At 63.7% G+C, this 22,847-nt stretch carries 22 protein-coding genes and 1 pseudogene; 7 read left to right on the top strand and 16 right to left on the bottom strand.

Features of this window, described 5'->3' with window-relative positions:
• Positions 1-171 precede the first annotated feature (171 nt).
• From IAE38_RS20495 to IAE38_RS20470, 6 genes are all read right to left on the bottom strand, one after another.
• Complete coding sequence (locus IAE38_RS20495) at positions 172-741, bottom strand: DUF4136 domain-containing protein (RefSeq protein ID WP_201219015.1); 570 nt, start codon at positions 739-741, stop codon at positions 172-174.
• A gap of 19 nt (positions 742-760) precedes the next feature.
• Positions 761-1,384, bottom strand: coding sequence for a DUF4136 domain-containing protein (locus tag IAE38_RS20490; protein WP_201219013.1), 624 nt, complete (start codon positions 1,382-1,384; stop codon positions 761-763).
• Positions 1,385-1,404: 20 nt separating this feature from the next.
• Positions 1,405-2,154 carry a methyltransferase domain-containing protein gene (locus IAE38_RS20485; RefSeq protein ID WP_201164938.1) on the bottom strand — a complete coding sequence of 250 codons (750 nt, stop codon included), beginning with the start codon at positions 2,152-2,154 and terminating at the stop codon, positions 1,405-1,407.
• Positions 2,151-2,456 carry a MazG-like family protein gene (locus tag IAE38_RS20480; protein WP_028632995.1) on the bottom strand — a complete coding sequence of 102 codons (306 nt, stop codon included), beginning with the start codon at positions 2,454-2,456 and terminating at the stop codon, positions 2,151-2,153. The genes IAE38_RS20485 and IAE38_RS20480 overlap by 4 nt, the downstream gene beginning before the upstream one ends.
• A gap of 90 nt (positions 2,457-2,546) precedes the next feature.
• Complete coding sequence (locus IAE38_RS20475; protein WP_201219011.1) at positions 2,547-3,398, bottom strand: MaoC family dehydratase; 852 nt, start codon at positions 3,396-3,398, stop codon at positions 2,547-2,549.
• Positions 3,399-3,400: 2 nt separating this feature from the next.
• The gene (locus IAE38_RS20470) at positions 3,401-4,753 is read right to left on the bottom strand and encodes a 3-oxoacyl-ACP reductase (RefSeq protein ID WP_201219009.1); all 1,353 of its coding nucleotides are present in this window, start codon (positions 4,751-4,753) and stop codon (positions 3,401-3,403) included.
• A 117-nt stretch (positions 4,754-4,870) separates the two neighbouring features.
• On the opposite strand from IAE38_RS20470, the gene IAE38_RS20465 reads away from it, so the two are divergent.
• Together IAE38_RS20465 and IAE38_RS20460 are read left to right on the top strand one after the other, a co-directional pair.
• Positions 4,871-6,148, top strand: coding sequence for an acetyl-CoA C-acetyltransferase (locus tag IAE38_RS20465; RefSeq protein ID WP_201219007.1), 1,278 nt, complete (start codon positions 4,871-4,873; stop codon positions 6,146-6,148).
• A gap of 60 nt (positions 6,149-6,208) precedes the next feature.
• Positions 6,209-6,988 carry an AraC family transcriptional regulator gene (locus tag IAE38_RS20460; protein WP_028632991.1) on the top strand — a complete coding sequence of 260 codons (780 nt, stop codon included), beginning with the start codon at positions 6,209-6,211 and terminating at the stop codon, positions 6,986-6,988.
• Between the two features lie 58 nt (positions 6,989-7,046).
• Here the strand turns inward: IAE38_RS20460 and IAE38_RS24415 are convergent, their stop codons facing one another.
• The 5 genes and pseudogenes from IAE38_RS24415 to IAE38_RS20440 form a co-directional block, all read right to left on the bottom strand.
• Positions 7,047-7,775: a methyl-accepting chemotaxis protein gene (locus IAE38_RS24415; RefSeq protein WP_371262508.1), complete on the bottom strand. Its 729-nt coding sequence runs from the start codon at positions 7,773-7,775 to the stop codon at positions 7,047-7,049.
• A 129-nt stretch (positions 7,776-7,904) separates the two neighbouring features.
• Positions 7,905-8,792, bottom strand: a pseudogene (locus IAE38_RS24410) (cache domain-containing sensor histidine kinase); the annotation flags it as partial.
• Positions 8,793-9,105: 313 nt separating this feature from the next.
• On the bottom strand, positions 9,106-9,567 hold the full coding sequence (cueR, locus tag IAE38_RS20450) for a Cu(I)-responsive transcriptional regulator (protein ID WP_060482285.1): 462 nt from the start codon (positions 9,565-9,567) through the stop codon (positions 9,106-9,108).
• The gene (locus tag IAE38_RS20445; RefSeq protein ID WP_201219003.1) at positions 9,564-11,963 is read right to left on the bottom strand and encodes a heavy metal translocating P-type ATPase; all 2,400 of its coding nucleotides are present in this window, start codon (positions 11,961-11,963) and stop codon (positions 9,564-9,566) included. The genes cueR and IAE38_RS20445 overlap by 4 nt, the downstream gene beginning before the upstream one ends.
• A 52-nt stretch (positions 11,964-12,015) precedes the next feature.
• A complete protein-coding gene (locus tag IAE38_RS20440; RefSeq protein ID WP_201219001.1) occupies positions 12,016-12,402 on the bottom strand; it encodes a hypothetical protein in 387 nt (128 codons plus the stop codon).
• A 132-nt stretch (positions 12,403-12,534) separates the two neighbouring features.
• Between IAE38_RS20440 and IAE38_RS20435 the strand changes: the two genes are divergently transcribed.
• The 3 genes from IAE38_RS20435 to IAE38_RS20425 all read left to right on the top strand — a co-directional run bounded on the left by IAE38_RS20435 (position 12,535) and on the right by IAE38_RS20425 (position 15,310).
• A complete protein-coding gene (locus IAE38_RS20435; RefSeq protein WP_060482282.1) occupies positions 12,535-12,732 on the top strand; it encodes a heavy-metal-associated domain-containing protein in 198 nt (65 codons plus the stop codon).
• 96 nt (positions 12,733-12,828) lie between these two features.
• Positions 12,829-14,010: a multidrug effflux MFS transporter gene (locus IAE38_RS20430; protein ID WP_201218993.1), complete on the top strand. Its 1,182-nt coding sequence runs from the start codon at positions 12,829-12,831 to the stop codon at positions 14,008-14,010.
• 586 nt (positions 14,011-14,596) lie between these two features.
• Positions 14,597-15,310: an ArsR/SmtB family transcription factor gene (locus IAE38_RS20425; RefSeq protein WP_028632985.1), complete on the top strand. Its 714-nt coding sequence runs from the start codon at positions 14,597-14,599 to the stop codon at positions 15,308-15,310.
• 7 nt (positions 15,311-15,317) lie between these two features.
• Here IAE38_RS20425 and IAE38_RS20420 read toward each other — a convergent pair whose 3' ends face one another.
• The 5 genes from IAE38_RS20420 to IAE38_RS20400 form a co-directional block, all read right to left on the bottom strand.
• Positions 15,318-16,265: an adenosine deaminase gene (locus tag IAE38_RS20420; RefSeq protein ID WP_201164946.1), complete on the bottom strand. Its 948-nt coding sequence runs from the start codon at positions 16,263-16,265 to the stop codon at positions 15,318-15,320.
• Positions 16,266-16,350: 85 nt separating this feature from the next.
• Entirely contained in the window at positions 16,351-17,037 is a 687-nt protein-coding gene (locus IAE38_RS20415; RefSeq protein ID WP_201218991.1) for an SDR family oxidoreductase, read from the bottom strand.
• 397 nt (positions 17,038-17,434) lie between these two features.
• Positions 17,435-18,019, bottom strand: coding sequence for an IMPACT family protein (locus tag IAE38_RS20410; protein WP_028632982.1), 585 nt, complete (start codon positions 18,017-18,019; stop codon positions 17,435-17,437).
• A gap of 9 nt (positions 18,020-18,028) precedes the next feature.
• Positions 18,029-18,691, bottom strand: coding sequence for a TetR/AcrR family transcriptional regulator (locus IAE38_RS20405; protein ID WP_028632981.1), 663 nt, complete (start codon positions 18,689-18,691; stop codon positions 18,029-18,031).
• Positions 18,692-18,781: 90 nt separating this feature from the next.
• A complete protein-coding gene (locus IAE38_RS20400; protein ID WP_177331181.1) occupies positions 18,782-19,702 on the bottom strand; it encodes a LysR family transcriptional regulator in 921 nt (306 codons plus the stop codon).
• Positions 19,703-19,817: 115 nt separating this feature from the next.
• Between IAE38_RS20400 and IAE38_RS20395 the strand changes: the two genes are divergently transcribed.
• Positions 19,818-21,164: an aspartate aminotransferase family protein gene (locus tag IAE38_RS20395; RefSeq protein WP_201218989.1), complete on the top strand. Its 1,347-nt coding sequence runs from the start codon at positions 19,818-19,820 to the stop codon at positions 21,162-21,164.
• Positions 21,165-21,224: 60 nt separating this feature from the next.
• Positions 21,225-22,718 carry a CoA-acylating methylmalonate-semialdehyde dehydrogenase gene (locus IAE38_RS20390; protein ID WP_201218987.1) on the top strand — a complete coding sequence of 498 codons (1,494 nt, stop codon included), beginning with the start codon at positions 21,225-21,227 and terminating at the stop codon, positions 22,716-22,718.
• Positions 22,719-22,847 lie beyond the last annotated feature (129 nt).

Genomic DNA, 22,847 nt, shown 5'->3' with positions numbered 1-22,847 from the left:
TTCCCTTGAAGTTGAACACTACCTGTTCAGTCAGGTTTCACAGTCAAGATAGACCGAAACCCGGGAGCGGGCGGGGTGTGGGCAGGGAAAAGGCGTGGCCGGAATGGATTTTGTCGCAGGTGACACAGGGGCCGCCAGGCAGCCCCGCTTCAGCGTTGTTCAATCATTCGATTACCTCCGGCTACCCGGCGGGTAATTCCCCAGTACCTGCGCCACCGTTTTCTGAATGGCGCTGTTACGCTCATCCGGCCCAGGCGGGTAGTTGTTCATGATCTGCTCGGCGCTGCCGCGCCACACCAGTTTGCCATCGCGCCCGTCGAGCAGGTCCACCTGAATGGTCGCCACCTTGTAGTCGACGCTGCGGGTTTCGTTGTACATCGGCCCGCCCCAGTAACCGCCCCAATAGCCACCCCAGCCTCCGCCGTAGTTGGTGGTGATCTGTTGTTGGCGCTGTTCGACGATCAGATAAGTACGCACCATAACGTCAGCCTGCTTGCCGGGTTGCACCGGGCGCAGGCCGCGCTGGTCGAGCTGATCGGCCACGGCTTGGCGAATGCGCTGTTCGGTCAGGTCGCTTTTGATGCGCGGATCGTCCGGCCGGTACTGCAACCCAGGTTCTTGCCAGGCCCAGCTGCGGTAGGCGGCAAAATCGCGACTGGCGTCGTAATCCTGCTGCACGTTGTTGCTCGAGCAGGCAGCCAGCAACACGGCAAACGAGAGTAGAAACAGACGGCGCAACATGATGGTTCTCCGTTAAGCGTTAACTGGGAGGATAGCCGCTGAGTGCCTTGCCGACGGCCTGGCGCACAGCACTATCACGATCACGTGGCGACCCCTGGTCGCTGCCGCTTTCGGCATTGCCGCTCCACACGGGCTGGCCGCTGCGCCCGTCATACAGATCGACACGTACCACCATTACTTCCACCTGGTAAGTGCGCACCACCGGTACGCTGGCATAGCCACCGTAACCGTTGCGGTACCCGCCGTAGCCGACACTACCGTAGGGGTAAGGGTCATAGCTGTCGTAATCACGAACCTGGCGCAGGCGCTTTTCCAGATGGATGTTGGCGCTTACCAGCAAGTCTGGCGAGCCATTGCGTGCGGGGCGTAGCCCGTGCTGGTCGAGGGCGGCGCTGACGGCATCGGCCAATTGTGCCGGGTCGGCATTTGCCGAGCCGGTGGGCAACTGCCCATTGCGCCAGCCCCAGCTCTGGTAGTGCCCGTAATCCCGGGCAGGAGTGGGGTAGGCACTGGCATCGAAGGTGTTGGCCGCCTGCGCCGGCGCCGGGGGCAATGGCCGGCTACCGGCCACATAGGGGTTGGTGCCCTGACAGCCCGCGAGGACCAGCGGCAGCAGGGCGAGGCGAAACAGACGATACGGCATGCTTCCTCCTGCCTGGCAGATCAACGTGGGCGGCAAACCCAATGCAGGTAACGACCAAGCCCGGCAAAGCTTGGGTGGCGACGGTGGGCCAGTTCCATTTCCAGCAGGTCGAGCAGCTCCGCCTTGTCCTGGAAGTCCTTGGGCATGTAGTCGTGGAACACCCGGATACCGCTTTCACTTTCGACCTGCCACATGGGCTCAAGTTGCGCTTTGAGGTGGCGGGGATCAAGGGGTTTTTGCGGGGTGAGGCTTTGCTTTTCACCTTCCAGCCGGTTGCTGCGCAACTTGCGGAAATGCCCCTTGAGCAGGTTCCGGTACACGAGGGCATCACGGTTATAGAACGCCAGCGACAACCAGCCTTCGGGAGCTGTGAGCTGGTGCAGTACCGGCAGGATGCTTTCTGGCTCGGCCAGCCACTCCAGCACGGCATGGCACACCACCACATCGTAGGGTTCGGTCAGTTCACCGAGCAGCGCCTGCCAGGGCGCATGAATGAATGTCGCGGCCTGGCCGGCCTCGGCAAAGCGTGCCCGGGCGCCATCGAGCATGGGGGCGGCAGGTTCGGCCAGGGTGACATGGTGCCCGCGCTGGGCCAGCCACAACGCCATGTGGCCCAGCCCTGCGCCCACGTCGAGGATACGCAGCGGGCGGTCGGGCAGTGCCTCGGCCAGGTCGGCCTGCAGCACGGCAAGGCGGATCGCACCCTTGGCTCCGCCGTAGATTTTTTCGGCAAAGCGGGTGGCCAGTTCATCGAAGTGACGGTCGTTCATCGGGCGAAGCGCCTCTCGCTGTCAGCAAGCTTGGCCCGCACGACCTGGTCCATGTCCAGGCCAAGCTCGCTGCACAGCAGCAACAGGTAGAGCACCACATCACCGACTTCCTGGCCCGCGTGGGCCAGTTTGTCAGCAGGCAGCTGGCGCGATTCGTCCTCGCTCAGCCATTGGAATATTTCGACCAGCTCGGCCATTTCCACACTGGCGGCCATGGCGAGGTTCTTGGGGCTGTGAAAGCGCTGCCAGTCATTGTTGTCGCGGATCTGGTGCAGGCGTTGGGTGAGTTCTTGCAAGTTCATCGGGGCCTCCTGATGCCGCATAGCTTCTGCGCAGGGCCGCTGCAAAGCAAGGGCCCCACACAAACGTACGGTCAACAGTGCCCAGGTTGGCTACAGGCGTGACCAGTGGCCAGCCATGTGCAGCACCCCGGCATGGCCATCCAGCCGCACAGCGCCAGTGGGGCCAGCTTCACTGGCGCTGAGTATCACCTCCGAGGGCAAGCGCACGGGCTTGTGGAACGCCACTTCGAACCCATACCCACTGTGGGGCAGGTGCCCACGCAATGCCGCCATGGCCATTGCCTTGCTCCACATGCCGTGGGCAATGGCGGTGGGGAAACCGAACAGCCGCGCACTGGCAGCGCTCAGGTGGATGGGGTTGTAGTCGCCGCACACCTTGGCGTAACGCCGGCCAATGTCACGGTCGGCATACCAGCGCGTGGCTTCGGGCAGGTCTACAGGCTCGTCCGGGGGCGTGGGGGGGGCGGCGCCTTCGAGCTTTAGCCCGCGTACCAGCATGCGGCTGGTCTCCCGCCACAGCGGGCCTATGCCGTCCTGGGCCTCGGTCACCAGGTCGAACGTACCGCCTTTGGCATGGGGTTGCAGGTTATCCGCGTACACGGCCATATGCAGCCCTTCAAGCCCACCGAGCGGGCGCAGCACTTCGATGCGATTGTGCAGGTGCACCAGCCCCAGCAATGGGAACGGGAAGTCGTGGCCGGTCATCAGTTGCAGTTGCAGGTTGAACGCCATGATGTGCGGGTACGTGGCCGGCAGGCGGCCGTCATCGGCGAAGTGACAGAGCCGCCGGTAGGCCTGCAGGTTTTGCTGCTGCAGTGGGATGTAGCAGCGCAGGCCTGCTTCCGGCAGGCGGTCACCCGTGATGCTGCGCTTACCAGCGGCGCGCAGGTACAGGCTGGCGCGGCCAGCTGGGCGGTGCACGTGGTGCCATGTTCGTTTCATGTTCATGCCCCCATCAGTGCCTGGCCACAGACCCGCAGCACCTGGCCGTTGACTGCACCGGTACAGGGCTGGCTGAGCCAGGCGATGGCTTCGGCCACGTCTTGGGGCCGCCCGCCCTGGCCGAGCGAGCTAAGGCGTCGACCAGCCTCGCGCAGGCCCATGGGCATGGCGGCGGTCATGTGGGTTTCGATGAAGCCCGGTGCTACAGCATTGATGCTGGCACCCCGTTCGGCCAGTGTGGGCGCCCAGGCCTGTGCCAGGCCGATCAGCCCGGCCTTGCTGGCGGCGTAGTTGGCCTGGCCACGGTTGCCGGCGATACCGCTCACCGATGCCAGCAGTGTGATGCGGGCATGCTGCCCGAGTGCGCCGTTGTCGATCAGCGCCTGGGTGAGTACCTGAGGCGCCTTGAGGTTGACCGCCATCACAGCGTCCCAGTACTCCGGGGTCATGTTGGCCAGGGTCTTGTCGCGGGTGATACCAGCGTTGTGCACCACGATGTCGATGCCATCGGGCAGGGCAGCGAGCAGCTGCGTTGCTGCGTCGCTGGCGCAGATGTCCAGGGCCAGGGCCTTGCCACCCAGGCGTGCAGCAAGGGCATTGAGCTCTTGGGCGGCCTGGGGCACATCCAGCAGCAGCACGTCGGCACCATCGCGCACCAGGGTTTCGGCAATGGCAGCACCGATACCGCGTGCCGCGCCGGTCACCAGAGCCCGCTGGCCGCCCAGCGGGCGGGTCCAGTCCTGCACGTGCGCAGCGCAGGCCTGCAGGCGCAGTACCTGGCCAGATACGAATGCGCTTTTCGGCGACAGGAAGAAGCGCAGTGCACCCTCCAGCTGGTCGTCGGCACCTTCGCCCACATAAAGCAGCTGCGCAGTGGCGCCATTGCGCAACTCCTTGGCCAGCGAGCGGGTGAACCCTTCAAGGGCTCGCTGCGCCACGCTGGCCAACGGGTCTGCCAGCGACTCGGGAGGCCGGCCGAGCACCACCACATGAGCACAAGGTGCCAGGCTGCGTAACAGCGGCTGGAAAAACTCGCGCAACTGCTTCAAGGCATCGCTGTCGGACAAATGACTGGCGTCGAACACCAGCGCCTTGATTTTCGGCCCGAGGCCGGGCACCCAGGGCTGTGCCTGCAGGTGCTCGCCATTGAAGCTGTACACCGCATCGGTGAGGCGTGGCGCCACGGTTTCAACCTGGCCCGCCAGCGGCCCGCCGCCTACCACCAATGCACCTTCCACCGGGCGCAGGCGGCCGGACTGCCAGCGCTCCAGAGGTGCCGGGCGCGGCAGGCCCAGGGTATCGACCAGGCGACGGCCCAGGCTGGAATTGGCGAAACCAAGGTAGCGATCGCTCATGAGGGGTCCTCCAGAAGGCAAGCTTGAGAGTGTGGACCAACTTTGCGGCACGGTCGTTCGAATGCGGTAAAAACACCTAGGCTGTACGGATCAAATTGTTTCAGGAGGAACATGCGCATGCGTTCACTACGTCGGGTCGCGATTCTGGGCGGCAACCGAATCCCCTTTGCCCGCTCCAATGGCGCCTACGCCACGGCCAGTAACCAGGCCATGCTGACCGCAGCGCTGGAAGGGCTGATAGAGCGTTACCGGCTGCACGGGCTGCGCCTGGGGGAGGTGGTGGCCGGTGCGGTGCTCAAACACTCCCGCGACATGAACCTGACCCGCGAATGCGTGCTGAGCTCGCGCCTCTCGCCGCTCACGCCCGCCTATGACATCCAGCAGGCTTGTGGCACCGGGCTTGAGGCCGCTTTGCTGGTGGCCAACAAGATTGCCCTGGGGCAGATCGACTGCGGCATCGCTGGCGGCGTGGACACCACTTCCGATGCGCCCATCGCCGTGAACGAAGGCCTGCGCCAGGTATTGCTGCAGGCCAACCGTGGCAAAAACCTGATGGGCCGGCTGCAACCCTTCCTGAAGCTGCGCCCTCATCACTTCAAGCCTGAATTGCCGCGCAATGGCGAGCCGCGCACCGGCCTGTCGATGGGCGAACACTGTGAGCGCATGGCCAAAACCTGGCATATCGGCAGGGCAGAACAGGACGCGCTGGCCCTGCGCAGCCATCAGGCCCTGGCGGGTGCCTATGCCGAAGGCTGGCAGGACGACTTGCTGACCCCGTTCATGTCGCTTGCCCGGGACAACAACCTGCGCCCGGACCTTACCCTGGAGCAACTGGGCCGCCTCAAGCCGGCCTTCGACCGTACGGACGAAGGCACGCTGACCGCGGGCAATTCCACGCCGCTCACCGACGGTGCTTCGCTGGTGCTGTTGGGCACCGAAGAGTGGGCGCAACAGCAGGGGCTGGAGGTGCTCGCCTATTTGGTGGACGGTGAAACCGCTGCGGTTGACTTCGTCACGGGCCGCGAAGGCCTGCTGATGGCACCGGTGTATGCCGTGCCACGGTTGCTGGCGCGCAATGGCCTGACCCTGCAGGACTTCGATTACTACGAAATCCATGAAGCCTTCGCCGCCCAGGTGCTCTGCACCCTCAAGGCCTGGGAAGATGCCGACTATTGCCGTGAACAGCTGGGCTTGAGCGCACCGCTGGGGGCGATCGACCGCGCCAGGCTCAACGTCAAGGGCAGCTCGCTGGGGGCAGGCCACCCGTTCGCGGCTACCGGGGGCCGTATTGTGGCCAACCTGGCAAAACTGCTGTCGGTGGCGGGGAAAGGGCGTGGGCTGATTTCGATCTGTGCAGCGGGCGGGCAGGGTGTGACGGTGATCGTCGAGCGGTAAGGTAACGTCGGTGTCGCGGTAGCTGTTAGGCTTGTCTGCTCAGAACCATAAGACACCACCATGCCGACCACCGGACACCCCCGCGCCATCCCGGCGCTGGACCACCTGCCAAGGCCCCTGTATGCCCGTGCCGAGCGCTTGGGCGCGGGGTCATGGACCACTCGCCATCAGCATGACTGGGTGCAGTTTTCGTACGCCATCAGTGGCGTGTTGGGGGTCTACACCCGGGACGGCAGCTATTTCGCGCCGCCCCAGTGGGGGGTGTGGATACCTGCGCAGGCTGAGCATGAAGTGGTGACTTCGATGCAGGCGGAAATGCGCAGCCTTTACATCCGCCGCGACGCCTGCCCGTGGGCGACCGAAGAATGCCGGGTGCTGGAAGTGACGCCCCTGGCCCGGGAGCTGATCAAGCAGTTCTGCCTGTTGCCCCCGCAGTATCCTGAACACGACAGCGCCGAGTCGCGGCTGGTGGCGGTGTTGCTCGACCAACTGCGTACCCTGCCAGCGGTAGGTTTTTCGTTACCCTTGCCGCGCCATCCTGGGTTGCTTGCCCTGTGCAATCGCCTGATCGCTACCCCCGAGCGGAGCCAGACCTTGCAACAATGGGCGCTGGAGCTTGGGTGTTCGGAAAAGACCCTCATGCGCCTGTTCCAGCGCGAAACCGGATTGAGCTTCCGCAACTGGCGCCAGCGTATGCGGCTGTTGTCGTCGCTGGCCATGCTGGAAGCCGGCGAGAGCGTTACCGATGCGGCACTGGGTTGCGGGTATGACTCCACCTCCGCCTACATCGCCGCGTTCAAGCAGCTGTTTGGCGCAACGCCGGGTGAACTGAAGCTGTAAGCCGCGCCTGCCTGCTCCTGCGTCTACCGCCCTGCAGGCGGCAGGCGCAGGCGGGGCATCAGGTGCGGAACCTGCGCACCAGGGTATCCAGTTCGTTGGACAGCCCAGCCAGGCTTTCCGAGTCCTGACGGGCGGCCTGGGCCAGCTCCGCCACCAGCTGTGCATCGCCGTGGATCTGGCTGATGTGCCGGTTGATGTCCTCCGCCACCTGGTGTTGTTCCTCGGCGGCTGTGGCGATCTGCGTATTCATGTCGCGTATCACATCCACCGACTCGCGAATTTGCCCAAAACTGTCACGCGCCAGGCCAATGCGGCTCACCGACTGCTGCGAAACTTCCAGGCTGGCGTGCATCTGTGCGGCCACTTCGCTGGTGCGCCCGGCCAGGTTACCCAGCAGGCCATCGATTTCGGCGGTGGAATCGGCGGTACGCTTGGCCAAGGCCCGCACCTCGTCAGCCACCACCGCAAAGCCCCGGCCTTGTTCGCCGGCGCGGGCCGCTTCAATCGCCGCGTTCAGGGCCAGCAGGTTGGTCTGCTCGGCAATCGAGCGGATGGTGCCGAGGATTGACTGGATAGCGTTGCTGTCACGCTCCAGTTGCTGGATCGACTGGGCCGACTGTTCGATTTCGTGGCTCAGGCGGTCGACGCTGCTGACCGCGGCATCGATCTGCTGCTGGCCTTCGCGCGCCTGTTGCTGGCCACTGTCGGCCGACTGCGCCGCCTGGCTGCATGAACGCGCCACCTCGTTGGCTGTGGCGACCATTTCGTGGAACGCGGTGGAAACCATGTCCACTGCTTCACGCTGGCGCCCTGCAGCCTCGGCCATGTCGCTGGATACCCGGGTTGAACGGGTGGAGGTGTTGAGAATGTTACCGGCTGCCGCGCCGATGTGCTGAATGAGGCTGCGGATGGCCCCCAGGAACTGGTTGAACCAGCTGGCCAGTTGCGCGGTTTCGTCGCGGCCTCGGATCTCCAGGTTGCGGGTAAGGTCGCCTTCGCCTTGGGCAATGTCTTCCAGGCCGCTGGTCACGCTGTTGATCGGGCGCACGATGAGTTTGGCGAAGGTGGCGCCCACCACGGCGAACACGGCTGCCAGCACCAGCGCGACGATGCCGATGAGCCAGGTCAGGCGGGTGGTGGTTTGCATCACTTCACCTTGCTCGATCAGGCCGATGAGGGTCCAGCCCAGTTTTTCGTCCGGGTAGATATTGGCCATGTAGCGCACGCCGTTCAGCTCGACTTCGGCCAGGCCCTTGCCGTGTTTGGCCAGCTCGGCGTAACCGTCGCCGAAGCTCGCCAGCGGTTTGAAGTTGTGCGTGGTATCGCGTGGGTCGACCAGTACGTTGCCGTTGTTTTCAATCAGCAGCAGGTAGCCACTTTCGCCCAGCTTGATCTGCTTGACGATCTCCGTCAGGCCTTTGATCGAGACATCGACGTTGACCACACCACCCGGGTTGCCCAACTGGTTGGCAACGGCGCGCACCGTACTGACCAGCACCGCGTCATCGGCAGCCCAGTAGTAGGCACTGGTGCGCAGGGTCTTGCCGGGGTTGGCCATGGCCAACTGGTACCAGGGGCGCGTGCGGGGGTCGTAGTTGACGAATTTCTGCCCGGCGGGCCACCCCACGTAGCCGCCGTCTGCCACGCCGTAGGACAGGTAGGCATAGCCCGGGTGGGCATTGGCCAGGCTGGTCATGAAGGCCAGGATATTGCTCGCTTGCGGCCCCAGTTCGTAGGACGGCGTCGCGCTCATGTACTTGTTCAGTTCACCGCCAGTGGCCGCGACCAGCGGTTGCGAAGCCATGTACTCCACGTTCTGGCTGATGCCCTGGAAGAAGATATTCATGGCGTTGCTGACCTGGCGGATTTCCCGGCTGCTGCTGTCCAGAAAGCCGTCCCGGGCTTCGCCGCGCAGGTTGAGAACCACCAGGGTGGCCACGAGTACGATGGGCAAGCCGGCGATCACCGCGAATGCCCAAGTCAGTTTCTGTTTGATGCTCATAGGCGCTCCCGGATTATTATTGTCGACACATGAGGCAGATCACCTATGCATCGGCAGCAGCCGGGTTTTATGTAGGCAAACGCCCGTAAATATTGGATGAAATCGCAGTGGGTGACTATTCGGTCACGTTTGGACGCTTATGGCGTGTCGGGCTTCCGGGTGGTGCCTGGTGGCAGCAACTGGCAGCCTCGCCAGTGGCCAGTTCTTTCAGGATCGGGCAGTCCGGGCGGTCATCACCCTGGCAGTGGGAAACCAGTTCACCCAGGGTGTCGCGCAGGGTGACCAGTTCTTTGATGCGGGTGTTGAGTGCATCGATGTGCTGCATGGCCAGCGCCTTCACGTCAGCACTGGCGCGTTGCCGGTCCTGCCACAGGGTCAGCAGCTTGCCGACCTCTTCGAGGGAAAAGCCCAGGTCTCGTGAGCGCTTGATGAATGCCAGGCTGTGCAGGTCTGCGTCCTGGTACAACCGGTAACCACTGTCGCTGCGCGTGGCGGGCTTGAGCAGGCCGATGGCTTCGTAGTAACGAATCATCTTGGTGCTGAGCCCGCTGCGGCGTGCAGCCTGGCCAATGTTCATGGCGCCTCCTGGGTGCGCGTGTCGGGTTTCCAGGCCTTGAGCAGGAGCGCGTTGCTGACCACGCTGACACTGGACAGGGCCATGGCGGCGCCGGCGAGTACCGGGTTGAGATAGCCCAGCGCGGCCAAGGGGATGCCGACCAGGTTGTAGATGAATGCCCAGAACAGGTTCTGGCGGATCTTCGCGTAGGTCTTGCGGCTGATTTCCAGCGCCGCCGGCACCAGGCGCGGGTCGCCGCGCATCAGGGTGATGCCGGCGGCCTGCATGGCCACGTCGGTGCCGCCACCCATGGCAATGCCGATATCGGCTGCGGCCAAGGCGGGCGCATCGTTGATGCCGTCGCCAACCATCGCCACCACGCCGTCCTGCTTGAGCGCGGTGACCGTGCCGGCCTTGTCGGCAGGCAATACTTCAGCGTGCACATCGGCGATGCCGAGGGTGTCGGCGACGACCTTGGCGCTGCCGCGGTTGTCGCCGGTCAGCAGGTGGCTGCTGATGTGCTGCTCACGCAAGGTTTCCACGGCTTGCGCGGCCCCGGGCTTCAGGCTGTCGCCGAAAGCGAACAGGCCCAGCACGCGCGGCTGCTCGCCCCGCTCGACCAGCCACGACAGGGTGCGGCCTTGCGCTTCCCAGGCCTGCGCCTTGGCGGCCAGAGCCCCGGGTTGCAGGCCACTGTCCTGCAGCAGGCGGCGGTTGCCGAGGGCCAGGTCCCGGCCGTCCACGCAGCCGGCGATACCCCGGCCGGTCAGCGACTGGCTACCCGTTACGCTGGGTACCTCGAGCCCTTGCTCGGCGCAGGCGTCCAGCACTGCCCGTGCCAGCGGGTGTTCACTGCCGCGCTGCAGGGCACCGGCCAGCCGGTGCAGGCTGGCGCCGTCGCCATCCACCGCCTGGCTGTGGACCACACGCGGGCTGCCGGAGGTGAGGGTGCCGGTTTTGTCGAACACCACGCGGTTGACCGCATGCGCCCGCTCCAGGGCCTCGGCGTCCTTGATGAGGATGCCGTGCCGGGCGGCCACGCCAGTGCCGGCCATGATCGCGGTGGGGGTGGCCAACCCCAGTGCACAAGGGCAGGCGATGACCAGTACGGCCACGGCGTTGATCAGTGCCGTTTCCATTGCAGCCCCCGCCAGCCACCAGCCGCCCAGGGTGATCAGGGCCAGTACCAGCACCGCCGGTACGAACACCTGGCTGACACGGTCGACCAGCTTCTGGATGGGTGCCTTGGCGGCCTGGGCGTCTTCCACCAGGCGGATGATGCGCGCCAGCACGGTCTCGGTCCCCAGCGCCTGGGTGCGTACCAGCAGCCGGCCTTCCCCGTTGATGGCACCGCCGGTGACCGAGTCGCCGGGCTGCTTGGGCACTGGCAGGCTCTCGCCGCTGATCAGGGCTTCGTCAGCATGGCTGCTGCCGTCCTCGACCACCCCGTCGACTGGGTAGCGCTCCCCGGGCTTGACCAGCACCAGGTCGCCCACACGTAGTTGGGCGATGGCCACGTCTTCCTCGCGGCCGTCCACAACCCGCAATGCCCGCTCCGGTCGCAAAGCCTCCAGGGCGCGGATGGCACTGGCGGTCTGGCGCTTGGCGCGGCTCTCCAGGTACTTGCCCAGCAGCACCAACGCGATTACCACGGCAGACGCTTCGAAGTACAGGTGAGGGGCCATGCCTGCCGGTGCCTGCGCCCATTGATAGAGGCTCAGGCCGTAACCAGCGCTGGTGCCCAGCGCGACCAGCAGGTCCATGTTGCCAGCGCCGGCACGCACGGCTTTCCAGGCGGCAACGTAGAAACGGGCACCCAGAATGAACTGTACCGGCGTGGCCAGCAGGAACTGCGCCCACGCCGGCAACATCCAGTGCAGCCCCAGTGGCTGTACCAGCATCGGCAACACTAGCGGCAGGGCCAGTAATACGGCAGCGCCTACTGCGAGCCGCTCGCGGTGCAGGCGGCGCTGGGCCAGCCGGTTTTCGTCCTCGGCGGCCTGCGGCAGGCTGGCGGTATAACCGGCCTGTTCCACGCTGGCGATCAGCATTGAATCGTCAACCGCGGTCAGCAGTTCAACGTGCGCACGCTCGCTGGCCAGGTTGACCGACACCTGCTGTACCCCTGGCACCTTGGCCAGGGCCCGTTCGACACGGCCGGCACAACTGGCGCAGGTCATGCCGCCAATCTGCAGCTCCAGGCTGCGTACGGGCACTTCGTAGCCGGCATCGCGCACGGCATCGACCAAGGCCGGCAGGCTATCGCCGGGCGCCTGGACGCGCGCCTGCTCGGTGGCCAGGTTGACGCTGACCTGTTCAGCGCCAGCGACCTTGCGCAGGGCACGCTCTACCCGGCCGGCGCAGCTGGCGCAGGTCATGCCGGAAATGGGCAGGTTGTACGTAGTGGATGCGGGCATGGCTCTCCTCCTTGGACAGGCCCCAAGCATCAACCTTGCCACGCGGGGAAGGTCAATAGTCCAGCGGTGTGGCTTTCAACTCCAACCCATACTGGCCCATGGCAATGCGGTACTTGTTGATCTGGCCCGCCTGCAGCGTCAACCGGATGCTGCGCTGGTCCTCAAGGCCCGGCGCACAGCCGGGCATCTGCCCTGGCAGCAGGCGCAAACGAATATCCACCGGCCCTGGCGGCAGGTTGAACGAGGTGGACTGTTCCTGGAACAGGCGCCCGGAGAGCTGATCATTGAGGTAAACGCCAATTTCGCAACTGGTGGCCACTTCCAGGCGCTCACGGGAAATGATCAGCACGCTGTATGCCGCGTTGCCCTCGGCACTGGCCGGTGGCACTGCAGTGGCAACAGCCAACAGCCCGACGATGCCCAATGCTGCCCTGAACATGAAAACCCCCTGCTTGCCTGATCGTCAAAGCCGCAGCTTGGCCGAGCCCGGCTTGGATTGCCACCCCACCGTGTTGACTTTGCCCCTGTGGCAAGGTTGAAACTTGTGCAAAACCTGAAGGAGGTACCCCCGATGCAAGTATTCAACGTACAGGGCATGACCTGCGGCCACTGCGTAAAAGCCGTGACCCGCGCCGTACAGGCGCTGGATGCCGGCGCCAAGGTGGACGTCGACCTGGCTGCCAAGCAGGTGCGCGTCGACAGCGCGCTGGCACAGGAACAGGTGCTGGCGGCCATCCGCGAAGAAGGCTATCAGGCCGAGGCTGCCTGAGCGCTTGTAGGAAGGCTCTCTGTTTCAAATGTTTTCTCCTGACGGCGTCCACAGCAGGTAGAATCGTCCACTTGCTTAGCCTGCTATGGATTCCTGATGAACCTGCGAATGGTGCTCATCCTGGGCGCACTCAGTGCGTTCGGGCCGTTGGCGATCGACTTCTACCTGCCTGCCTTCCCGGCCATGGCGCAGGCGTTCGCCACAGACGAACAACACGTCCAGGCCACGTTGGCCGCCTACTTCCTTGGCCTGTCCATGGGGCAGTTGCTCTATGGGCCGGTCGCCGACCGCTTTGGGCGGCGCAAGCCCCTGATGTTCGGCGTGACGCTGTTCACCCTGGCCTCGCTGGCGTGCGCCTACGCCCCCAGCCTGGACGCCTTGGTACTGGCGCGCTTCGTTCAGGCGCTGGGTGGCTGCGCGGGCATGGTGCTGTCCCGGGCCATTGTCAGTGACAAGTGCGACCCGGTGGCCTCGGCCAAAGTGTTCTCGCAATTGATGCTGGTCATGGGCCTGGCGCCGATACTGGCCCCGATGCTGGGTGGCGTGCTGGTGAACCTGGTCGGCTGGCAGTCGATCTTCCTTGCGCTTAGCCTGTTCAGTGCCGGCTGCCTGCTGGCGGTCAGCCTTGGGTTGCCTGAGAGTATGCCCGCCCATGTACCGCGTCAGCCGCTGTCCGGGGCCCTGCGCCAGTACCTGCGGCTGGCGGGCGACCGGGTGTTTCTGGGGCATGCGTTGACGGGCGGCATTGCGATTGCGGGCATGTTCGCCTACATCGCGGGCTCGCCATTTGTATTCATCAAACTCTACGGTATACCTGCCGAACATTACGGCTGGTTTTTCGGCGCCAATGCGGCTGGTTTCATTCTGGTCGCGCAGGTGAACGCACGGCTGCTGGCGCGGCGCGGGCCGGCGTTTTTGCTGGCCCGTGCAGTATGGGTGTACCTGGCGGCGGGGGTGGCCCTGCTGGGCGTGGCGGCGGTGAAGCCGACTGCGCTGTGGCCACTGCTGGTGCCGTTGTTCGTGTGCATCGCCAGCCTGGGGTGCATCCTGCCCAATGCTTCGGCCTGTGCCATGAGCGGCCAGGGTGCCCGGGCCGGCAGTGCCTCCGCCCTGATGGGGTGCGTGCAATTCAGCGTCGCGGCTGGCGCCGCGGCACTGGTGGGCGTGCTGCATGATGGCAGTGCGGTACCAATGGCCTTGGTGATGAGCCTGTGTGGTGCCCTGGTGGTCAGTGCCGCGCTGCTGACCCGGCGCCTGCAGGCCAGTCGGCCCGCCTGAGCGGGTGAGGCGCCTGCAGGCGCGTTTCCAGTGTGGCCACAAAGGCGCGGGCCGCGGCCTCGCTGCAAAAACCTACCCTGTGCTGATCGAGCTGAACCTGCCATGGCCGTGCAGGGTTGCTGCTCGACGCGCTGATGACAATCTTCATCGCTGCATACCTCCAGAGGGGAGCCGCTCAAGTTTAGCGCGGCCTTACCCGCCTGCCACAGCAACGTCCTGCCGAGCTGACTGACGGTTGGCGCGCTGTGGAACCTTCGACTGTGATCGCGCTACTTGAAGAAGACCGCTGTCGGTTTCGTCCGAAGTTGTGCGGGTGGATTCGCGTATTCAAGCCTGGCCGCCTGCCATCGCACGTGTAAAACCAGCGGTGCGGGGGTGCTTTTGAAGCTTGGCGGCCTGTTCAGCAGTTCGCCATGGGTAGCCCTACCCAATGCTATTGAGCGAGCAATAGCGCTGGGGGAGGGCTGCATGATCGGCTGTTTCTGCGGCTTATACTGACGAACCAGGCCACCGCCATCGGCACGCGCTTCCCGGCCAGGGTTGGCCATTGCATCTACACAGTGAACTTGCAGGGAGTCACAGGGACATGAACGCAGCCAGCAGCATCAGCCAGATCGCCAGCCTGATGGCCGATCCTAAACGCAGTGCCATGTTGTGGGCATTGATCGATGGTACGCCCCGGTTGGCCAATGAGCTGGCCATCATGACCGGGCTAAGTTCGTCGTCAGCATGCGCACATCTGTCGCTGCTGTCGTCGGCCGGCTTGCTACGGCACGAGGCCAGGGGGCGCAAGCGCTATTTCCGCCTGGCAACGCCGCAGGTGGGGGCCGCTGTCGAGGCCCTGGCCAGTGTCCAGTTGGAGAGCGCCAGGGGCCAGCGCCCCACCGCACCGCTACCGCCGTTGCCCCTGTCCATGCGACGGGCCCGGCGCTGTGGCGATCATCTGGGTGGCGAGCTGGCCGCAGAGCTGTATCACCGGCTGGTGGTAGCCGGGTGGCTGGAGGGCAGCGGCCGGTACCTTGTGGTCAGTGACGAAGGGCGGGCACAACTGGCCCTGGTAGGCGTATACATCGATGCCCTGGCGCCGCGTCAGCCGAGCGCCTGCGTGATCTGCCGGTGCACCGAATGGCACGACAGCCAGCCGCACCTGGGCGGTGTGCTGGGCCAGGCGCTGTTCCGTTTGTTCCTGCAGTCAGGCTGGATGCGCGAGGCCGAAGACACCCGGGCGTTGCACATCTCGCCGCTGGGTATCCAACAGATCAATCGCATCGCCCGTGTAAAGACCTTGCAGGTGGGCTGAACAGGCCTCAGGCCAGCCTTGCGTCCAGGCTGTTCTGGGCCAGGCGACGAGCCTGGTCTTCGGTCATGCCCAGGTGAGTATGCAGGGCATGGAAGTTTTCCGTGACGTACCCGCCGAAGTAGGCAGGGTCATCGGAGTTCACCGTTACCTTCACACCCCGTTCCAGCATGTCGAGGATGTTGTGCTGGCTCATGTGGTCGAACACGCACAGCTTGGTGTTGGACAGCGGGCACACCGTCAGTGGGATCTGTTCATCGATGATGCGCTGCATCAGGCGCTCGTCTTCGATGGCGCGTACACCGTGGTCGATGCGCTTGATGTGCAGCAGGTCCAGAGCTTCCCAGATGTATTCGGGCGGGCCCTCTTCCCCGGCATGGGCGACGGCAACGAAGCCTTCGCTGCGGGCTCGGTCGAACACACGCTGGAACTTGCTCGGTGGGTGGCCCATCTCCGAGCTGTCCAGGCCAACGGCGATGAAGGCATCGCGGAACGGCAGTGCCTGGTCTAGGGTTTTTTGCGCTTCGTCTTCGCTCAGGTGGCGCAGAAAACTCAGGATCAGCCCGCTGCTGATGCCCAGTTGCTGGCGGCCGTCCTTGAGCGCCTGGTTGATGCCGTTGAGTACCACTTCGAAGGGTATACCGCGGTCGGTATGGGTTTGTGGGTCGAAGAACGGTTCGGTGTGGATAACGTTCTGCGCCTTGCAACGCTGCAGGTAGGCCCAGGTAAGGTCGTAGAAATCCTGCTCGGTGCGCAGCACGTCTGCGCCCTGATAGTAGAGGTCGAGAAACTCCTGCAAATTGTTGAAGGCATAGGCCCCACGCAGGGTTTCGACATCAGCCCAGGGCAGGGCGATCTTGTTGCGCTCTGCCAGGGCGAACAGCAACTCGGGCTCCAGCGAGCCTTCAAGGTGCAGGTGCAGCTCGGCCTTGGGCAGGGCGTTCAACCAGTCATACATATAAGGTGTTCTCAATCAGGTACGGTTGTTGCCATTCTACAGGGCCTGGCCCGGCAATGCGCCGGCCAGGCTGCAACCCGGGGCATCACCAGACCAAGGGTTCACCTTTGTAGTTGATGAAGTGCACGCCGGCGTGGCCGCTTTGCGCCTTGATCTGCTCGACCATGCCTCGGGTACTGGTGAGTACGTCGATCTCGGCGTTTTCGCCACCCATGTCGGTTTTCACCCAGCCTGGATGCATGGCGAGCACGCAAAGGTCGGAGCGCTGCTGAGCGACCGCGAAGCTGTTGATCATGGAGTTGAGCGCGGCCTTGCTGGCCTTGTACAGGCAGATTTCACCGCCATCGGGGGTGGCTACGCTGCCAAGGCCTGAGCTCATGAACGCGAGCACGCCGGTACCCTGGCGCACCTGGCCCACCAAGCGGCCTGCCAGGCGAATGGGTGCGACGGCGTTGGTCATGAACAGGTCGCCGATGGCCTGTGGCGTGACAGCCTCCAGGTCTTGTGGCAGCGGGCCCATGACCCCGGCGTTGATGAATATCAGGTCGAATACCTGCCCTGCCAGCCGCTGTTTCAGGCCGTCCAGTTGGGCGGTATCGTTCATCTCCAGCTGTTCGATGCGTACCCCGGGGGTATCTGCCAATTCGCCAGGCTGTTGCGGGTTGCGCACAGTGGCGGTAACGGCCCAGCCGTCTTCGCGCAGGCGATTTACCAGGCCGAGGCCGAGCCCGCGAGAGGCGCCAATGACCAGGGCAGTTTTTGCTTGCGTCATGCTCAGGTGCTCCCATAGATAAAGGTTGGAGGAGGGCTTGGAGAATAATCCACAGCCCCATTACTTGGGCAGGGCATTTGCCCGATTACGGGGCAGATGAACCACTGAACAAATAATGATCAGTTGCTTGCAGCCCACGTAAAGCGTGGCCTGGCGCCAGTTGACGCACGGCTTATCCACAGGCTGCTCCACAGTAAATGTGTGCAACCGCGTTTCCCACGGGCGCTAGCTGCTGCGCGGAGGGGTGGGGATAACTGGCCATGAATCATGTACCTACCGCTGCCATCATAGTGTGATCAAAATATGATCAATGCCCTGTAGGCCTTGCTGGCAAAGGGCTGCAACAGAATGCCCCAAGGTTATCCACAGCCAGGCCCACAGTTGTTGTGGGCAACCCTCAGCGCCTGGCCAGCAGAATTCGCCCGCGGCTGAGATCTGCCAGGTGCTGCTGGAGCGCACCGAGGTGGGCATCCCCAATGGCCACCTGCAGGTCTACGCCGTTGGCGGTGAACTGCTCATCCACAACCAGGCCGTCAACTTCTGCGATACGCAGCTTCACCAGGGCCAGCTCGCTGAATGTGCAACTGCAGGTGAAATCGCTGCGTTGTACCAACAGCCTTTTGGCCGCCTGCTGCAGGCACTTGTTGGCGCCCCCGCCATAGGCACGGGCCAACCCCCCAGTGCCAAGCTGAATGCCGCCGTACCACCGAATCACCAGCACCACGACCTGGTCGCAATCCTGCGCTTCAATGGCCGCCAGGATAGGCCGCCCGGCTGTGCCGCCAGGCTCGCCATCATCGCTGCTGCGGTACTGCTGGCCCAGTTTCCAGGCCCAGCAGTTGTGCGTTGCGGCGAGGTCACTGTGGCGCTCGATGAAGCTCATGGCCTCGGCAGCGCTGGTGATCGGCGCGGCGAGGGTGATGAAACGGCTTTTACGGATTTCTTCGCGGTATTCGCAGAGGTCTAACAGGGTAGAAGGCATAGGTGAAGATCAGGCAGCCGGCGCAATGCCGCACCCCTTGAGTATGATGTGGATAAGGTTGTTGCTGGCGGTTTCCATATCCTGCTTGGTCAGCCGGCTGCGGCCAGTGACCTGGCAGATCTGGGTGGCGAAGTCGGCATAGTGCTGCGTGCTGCCCCACAGCAGGAAGATAAGGTGCACCGGGTCGACCGGGTCCATCTTGCCGGCGGCGATCCAGGCCTCGAATACCGCAGCGCGCCCCCTGAACCATTCGCGGTAGTCGGCGCTGAAGTATTCGGTAAGGCACGAGCCGCCGCTGATCACTTCCATGGCGAAGATCCGCGAGGCTTGCGGGTTGCGCCGCGAGAACTCCATCTTGGTGCGGATGTACTGGCTCAGGGCCTGGCCTGGGTCGTCATCCACACTGAGGGCATTGAAGGTGCTGTCCCACAGTTCGATGATGTTGCTGAGTACCGCAATATATAGGCCCAGCTTGTTGGTGAAGTAATAATGCAGGTTGGCCTTGGGCAAGCCGGCATTGAGGGCGATGGTGTTCATGCTGGTGCCCTTGAAACCGTGCCGGGCGAACTCGTCTTCGGCGGCCTGGATGATGGCGTGCTCGTTCTTCTGGCGTATGCGGCCCGCGGGTTTGCCCGAGGCGGGGAGGCGATGCGCAGGGACTTCTAGGGTCATGGACGATTCCGTGCGTTTATAGGGCTGCGACTGTAGGACAAGATTACCTTCCTGCGCTCAAGTAACAAGCATTAGCGGCAGAGACTGGCATCAGCGTGTCGCAGCCAGGCTTTCGAGAAAGCTTTCCAGTACCAGGTTGGGGCGCCGGCCTTTGCGCGTCACCCAGCTTAGGCTCAGATCATAGAAGCGTTGCCGCGGCTTGAGGGCACGCAGGCGGCCTTGCTGTACCCAGAACGCCGCGTAGTGGTCAGGCAAGTAGCCGATGTAGCGCCCGGTGAGGATGAGAAATGCCATGCCTTCACGGTCCGAGGCGCTGGCCGTACAGTTCAGCGCCTGGTAATGCGCCTGGATTTCGGCCGGCAGGCGGAAGGTGGGGGTGATGGCTTCCTGGGTATTGAGGCGCTCATCGTCGATCTGGTTGTCGTCAGCGTAAAACAGCGGGTGGCCCACGGCGCAGTACAGCAGCGAGCGTTCACTGTACAGCGGCTGATACTCCAGGCCTGAAAGCGGGCTGGTCTGGGGCACCACACCCACATGCAGGCTGCCGTCGAGTACGCCATGTTCCACCTGGCTTGGCGCGACCATGCGTATCTGAATGCGCACGTCCGGGCCGCGGTCCTTCAATTCGGCAAGGGCGTGGGTAATGCGCATGTGGGGCAGGGTGACCAGGTTGTCGGTAAGGCCGATGTTCAGCTCGCCACGCAAATGCTGGTGCAGCCCGTTGACCTCGGTGCGGAAGCTTTCCAGCGCACTGAGCAACTGCAAGGCCGAGTGGTAGACCTCACGGCCTTCCTCGGTCAACGAAAAACCGGCGCGGCCCCGCTGACACAGGCGCAGGCCAAGGCGCTGCTCCAGGTCGTTCATCTGCTGGCTGATGGCCGAGCGGCCGATACCCAGCACGTTCTCGGCGGCCGAGAAACCACCGCACTCGACCACACTGCGGTAGATCTTGAGCAGGCGAATATCAAAATCGCTGACTTGGGCGAGGGGATCGGGGCGTCGGCTCATCAGTTTAGTCGCGGCCTGTGTAAAGGTTAGAAATGCAGGGTTTTTCAGACTTTATAGCCGTGCCAAGTTAGCTGCAACAACATCCATCGTTGCCTAATCGCTCCCCGAGGAACCGCCGATGAACATGCTCGAAACCGCACCCGCCGGTATGGCCAGCCAGCTCAAGCTGGATGCCCACTGGATGCCCTACACCGCAAACCGTAATTTCCAGCGCGACCCGCGGCTGATCGTGGCGGCTGAAGGCAACTACCTGGTGGACGACAAAGGGCGCAAGATTTTCGACGCACTGTCCGGCTTGTGGACCTGCGGCGCGGGGCACACCCGCAAGGAAATCACCGAGGCGGTTTCGCGCCAAGTGGGCACACTCGACTATTCGCCAGGCTTCCAGTTTGGCCACCCGTTGTCGTTCCAGCTGGCCGAAAAAATCGCCGAGCTGACCCCGGGCGACCTGAATCATGTGTTCTACACCAACTCAGGTTCCGAGTGCGCAGATACCGCGCTGAAGATGGTGCGTGCCTACTGGCGGTTGAAGGGCCAGGCTACCAAGACCAAGATGATCGGCCGCGCCCGTGGCTACCATGGCGTGAATATCGCGGGTACCAGCCTTGGTGGCGTGAACGGTAACCGCAAGATGTTCGGCCAGTTGCTGGACGTCGACCATCTGCCGCACACCGTGCTGCCGGGCAACGCCTTCACCAAGGGCATGCCGGAAGAGGGCGGCATCGCCCTGGCTGACGAAATGCTCAAGCTCATCGAACTGCACGATGCGTCCAACATCGCCGCTGTGATCGTTGAGCCCCTGGCAGGTTCGGCCGGTGTACTGCCCCCGCCGAAGGGGTACCTGAAACGCCTGCGTGAAATTTGCACCCAGCACAACATCCTGCTGATTTTCGACGAAGTGATTACCGGCTTCGGTCGCATGGGCGCGATGACCGGCGCTGAGGCGTTCGGCGTTACCCCAGACCTGATGTGCATTGCCAAGCAGGTCACCAATGGGGCCATCCCTATGGGGGCGGTGATCGCCAGCAGCGAGATCTACCAGACCTTCATGAACCAGCCGACGCCGGACTACGCTGTGGAATTCCCCCATGGCTATACCTACTCGGCCCACCCGGTAGCCTGCGCGGCAGGCCTGGCGGCGCTGGACCTGCTGCAGAAAGAAAGCCTGGTGCAGTCCGCAGCCGAGCTGGCACCCCACTTCGAGAAACTGCTGCACGGCGTGAAGGGCACCAAGAACATCGTCGACATCCGCAACTACGGCCTGGCCGGCGCCATCCAGATTGCCGCCCGGGACGGCGATGCCATCGTGCGGCCCTACGAGGCCGCCATGAAATTGTGGAAGGCAGGTTTCTACGTGCGCTTTGGCGGCGACACCCTGCAGTTCGGCCCAACCTTCAATACCCGGCCCGATGAGCTGGACCGCCTGTTCGATGCGGTTGGCGAAGCGCTGAACCTGGTCGACTGATCTTTCTGATTTCAACGGCAGGCCCAAGCCTGCCGTTCCTCTCTTTATCTGGAGTGTTTCATGAGCATTGTTCAGCACCTGATCGACGGTGACCTGGTAACCAAGGGTGACCGCACCGCAGATGTGTTCAACCCGTCCACCGGCCAGGCTGTGCGCAAGGTCGAGCTGGCCAGCCGCGCCACGGTGCAAGCTGCTATCGATTCGGCCAAGGCTGCATTCCCGGCCTGGCGCAACACCCCGCCAGCCAAGCGTGCGCAGGTGATGTTCCGCTTCAAGCAACTGCTGGAACAGAACGAAGCCCGTATTGCCCAGTTGATCAGCGAAGAGCATGGCAAGACCTTGGAAGACGCCGCCGGCGAGCTGAAGCGCGGTATCGAAAACGTCGAGTTCGCCTGTGCGGCCCCTGAAGTGCTCAAAGGTGAGTACAGCCGTAACGTGGGCCCCAATATCGACGCCTGGTCCGACTTCCAGCCGCTGGGCGTGGTGGCGGGTATCACGCCATTCAACTTCCCGGCCATGGTGCCCTTGTGGATGTACCCGTTGGCCATCGCCTGTGGTAACGCGTTCATTCTCAAGCCGTCCGAGCGCGACCCCAGCTCTACCCTGTTCATTGCGCAACTGCTGCATGAAGCAGGCTTGCCCAAAGGCATCCTCAACGTGGTGCACGGCGACAAGGAGGCGGTGGACGCCCTGATCGAGGCACCGGAAGTCAAAGCGCTGAGCTTTGTCGGTTCGACCCCGATCGCCGAATACATCTATGCCGAGGGCACCAAGCGCGGCAAGCGTGTGCAGGCACTGGGCGGGGCGAAAAACCACGCGGTGCTGATGCCAGACGCCGACCTGGACAATGCGGTCAGTGCATTGATGGGCGCAGCCTATGGTTCATGCGGTGAGCGTTGCATGGCTATTTCGGTGGCGGTGTGCGTGGGTGACCAGGTGGCTGATGCGCTGATCGCCAAGCTCGAACCGCAGATCAAGGCGCTGAAAATTGGTGCGGGCACCTCCTGCGGCCTGGACATGGGGCCGCTGGTAACGGCTGCTGCCCGCGACAAGGTCGTAGGCTACATCGATGACGGCGTGGCGGCAGGTGCCAGGTTGGTAGTCGACGGCCGTGGCTTCAGTGTGGCCGGCAATGAGGATGGCTATTTCGTGGGCGGTACCCTGTTCGACAAGGTGACCCCTGAAATGCGCATCTATAAAGAAGAGATCTTCGGGCCGGTGCTGTGCGTGGTGCGGGTCGACAGCCTCGAGCAGGCCATGCAACTGATCAATGACCATGAGTACGGCAATGGCACCTGCATCTTTACCCGCGACGGCGAGGCGGCACGGCTGTTCTGCGACGAGATCGAGGTGGGCATGGTGGGTGTGAACGTGCCTCTGCCTGTGCCGGTGGCCTACCACAGCTTCGGCGGCTGGAAGCGTTCGCTGTTCGGCGACCTGCATGCCTACGGCCCTGACGGGGTGCGCTTCTACACCCGTCGCAAGGCGATTACCCAGCGCTGGCCGCAGCGTGCCAGCCATGAGGCGTCGCAGTTCGCGTTCCCGAGTTTGTAACCCCTCCCTCAGCGCCGCCAGTGGCGGCGCTGTTTCAACCTTTGTTTCACTTTAATGAAATAAACGGTTGACGCCTTTTCGAATCCCCTTATAATGCGCCCCACTTCCAGCGACAACGGAACGCAAAAC

Source organism: Pseudomonas sp. S32, from assembly GCF_016648095.1.
GTDB lineage: Bacteria > Pseudomonadota > Gammaproteobacteria > Pseudomonadales > Pseudomonadaceae > Aquipseudomonas > Aquipseudomonas parafulva.
Note: the sequence above shows the minus strand (reverse complement) of the source record. Positions and strands in the feature narration are given on the sequence as shown.

What these genes read in the sequence shown, in the direction of transcription:
- IAE38_RS20390 (WP_201218987.1), top strand. Translation starts at nt 21,225, where the DNA reads ATGAGCATTGTTCAGCACCTGATCGACGGTGACCTGGTAACCAAGGGT.
- IAE38_RS20425 (WP_028632985.1), top strand. Translation starts at nt 14,597, where the DNA reads ATGAACGCAGCCAGCAGCATCAGCCAGATCGCCAGCCTGATGGCCGAT.
- IAE38_RS20395 (WP_201218989.1), top strand. Translation starts at nt 19,818, where the DNA reads ATGAACATGCTCGAAACCGCACCCGCCGGTATGGCCAGCCAGCTCAAG.
- cueR (WP_060482285.1), bottom strand. Translation starts at nt 9,567, where the DNA reads ATGAACATTGGCCAGGCTGCACGCCGCAGCGGGCTCAGCACCAAGATG.
- IAE38_RS20405 (WP_028632981.1), bottom strand. Translation starts at nt 18,691, where the DNA reads ATGACCCTAGAAGTCCCTGCGCATCGCCTCCCCGCCTCGGGCAAACCC.
- IAE38_RS20460 (WP_028632991.1), top strand. Translation starts at nt 6,209, where the DNA reads ATGCCGACCACCGGACACCCCCGCGCCATCCCGGCGCTGGACCACCTG.
- IAE38_RS20410 (WP_028632982.1), bottom strand. Translation starts at nt 18,019, where the DNA reads ATGCCTTCTACCCTGTTAGACCTCTGCGAATACCGCGAAGAAATCCGT.
- IAE38_RS20445 (WP_201219003.1), bottom strand. Translation starts at nt 11,963, where the DNA reads ATGCCCGCATCCACTACGTACAACCTGCCCATTTCCGGCATGACCTGC.
- IAE38_RS20430 (WP_201218993.1), top strand. Translation starts at nt 12,829, where the DNA reads ATGAACCTGCGAATGGTGCTCATCCTGGGCGCACTCAGTGCGTTCGGG.
- IAE38_RS20480 (WP_028632995.1), bottom strand. Translation starts at nt 2,456, where the DNA reads ATGAACTTGCAAGAACTCACCCAACGCCTGCACCAGATCCGCGACAAC.
- IAE38_RS20490 (WP_201219013.1), bottom strand. Translation starts at nt 1,384, where the DNA reads ATGCCGTATCGTCTGTTTCGCCTCGCCCTGCTGCCGCTGGTCCTCGCG.
- IAE38_RS20435 (WP_060482282.1), top strand. Translation starts at nt 12,535, where the DNA reads ATGCAAGTATTCAACGTACAGGGCATGACCTGCGGCCACTGCGTAAAA.
- IAE38_RS20465 (WP_201219007.1), top strand. Translation starts at nt 4,871, where the DNA reads ATGCGTTCACTACGTCGGGTCGCGATTCTGGGCGGCAACCGAATCCCC.
- IAE38_RS20415 (WP_201218991.1), bottom strand. Translation starts at nt 17,037, where the DNA reads ATGACGCAAGCAAAAACTGCCCTGGTCATTGGCGCCTCTCGCGGGCTC.
- IAE38_RS20440 (WP_201219001.1), bottom strand. Translation starts at nt 12,402, where the DNA reads ATGTTCAGGGCAGCATTGGGCATCGTCGGGCTGTTGGCTGTTGCCACT.
- IAE38_RS20420 (WP_201164946.1), bottom strand. Translation starts at nt 16,265, where the DNA reads ATGTATGACTGGTTGAACGCCCTGCCCAAGGCCGAGCTGCACCTGCAC.
- IAE38_RS20470 (WP_201219009.1), bottom strand. Translation starts at nt 4,753, where the DNA reads ATGAGCGATCGCTACCTTGGTTTCGCCAATTCCAGCCTGGGCCGTCGC.
- IAE38_RS20475 (WP_201219011.1), bottom strand. Translation starts at nt 3,398, where the DNA reads ATGAAACGAACATGGCACCACGTGCACCGCCCAGCTGGCCGCGCCAGC.
- IAE38_RS24415 (WP_371262508.1), bottom strand. Translation starts at nt 7,775, where the DNA reads ATGGTTTCCACCGCGTTCCACGAAATGGTCGCCACAGCCAACGAGGTG.
- IAE38_RS20495 (WP_201219015.1), bottom strand. Translation starts at nt 741, where the DNA reads ATGTTGCGCCGTCTGTTTCTACTCTCGTTTGCCGTGTTGCTGGCTGCC.
- IAE38_RS20485 (WP_201164938.1), bottom strand. Translation starts at nt 2,154, where the DNA reads ATGAACGACCGTCACTTCGATGAACTGGCCACCCGCTTTGCCGAAAAA.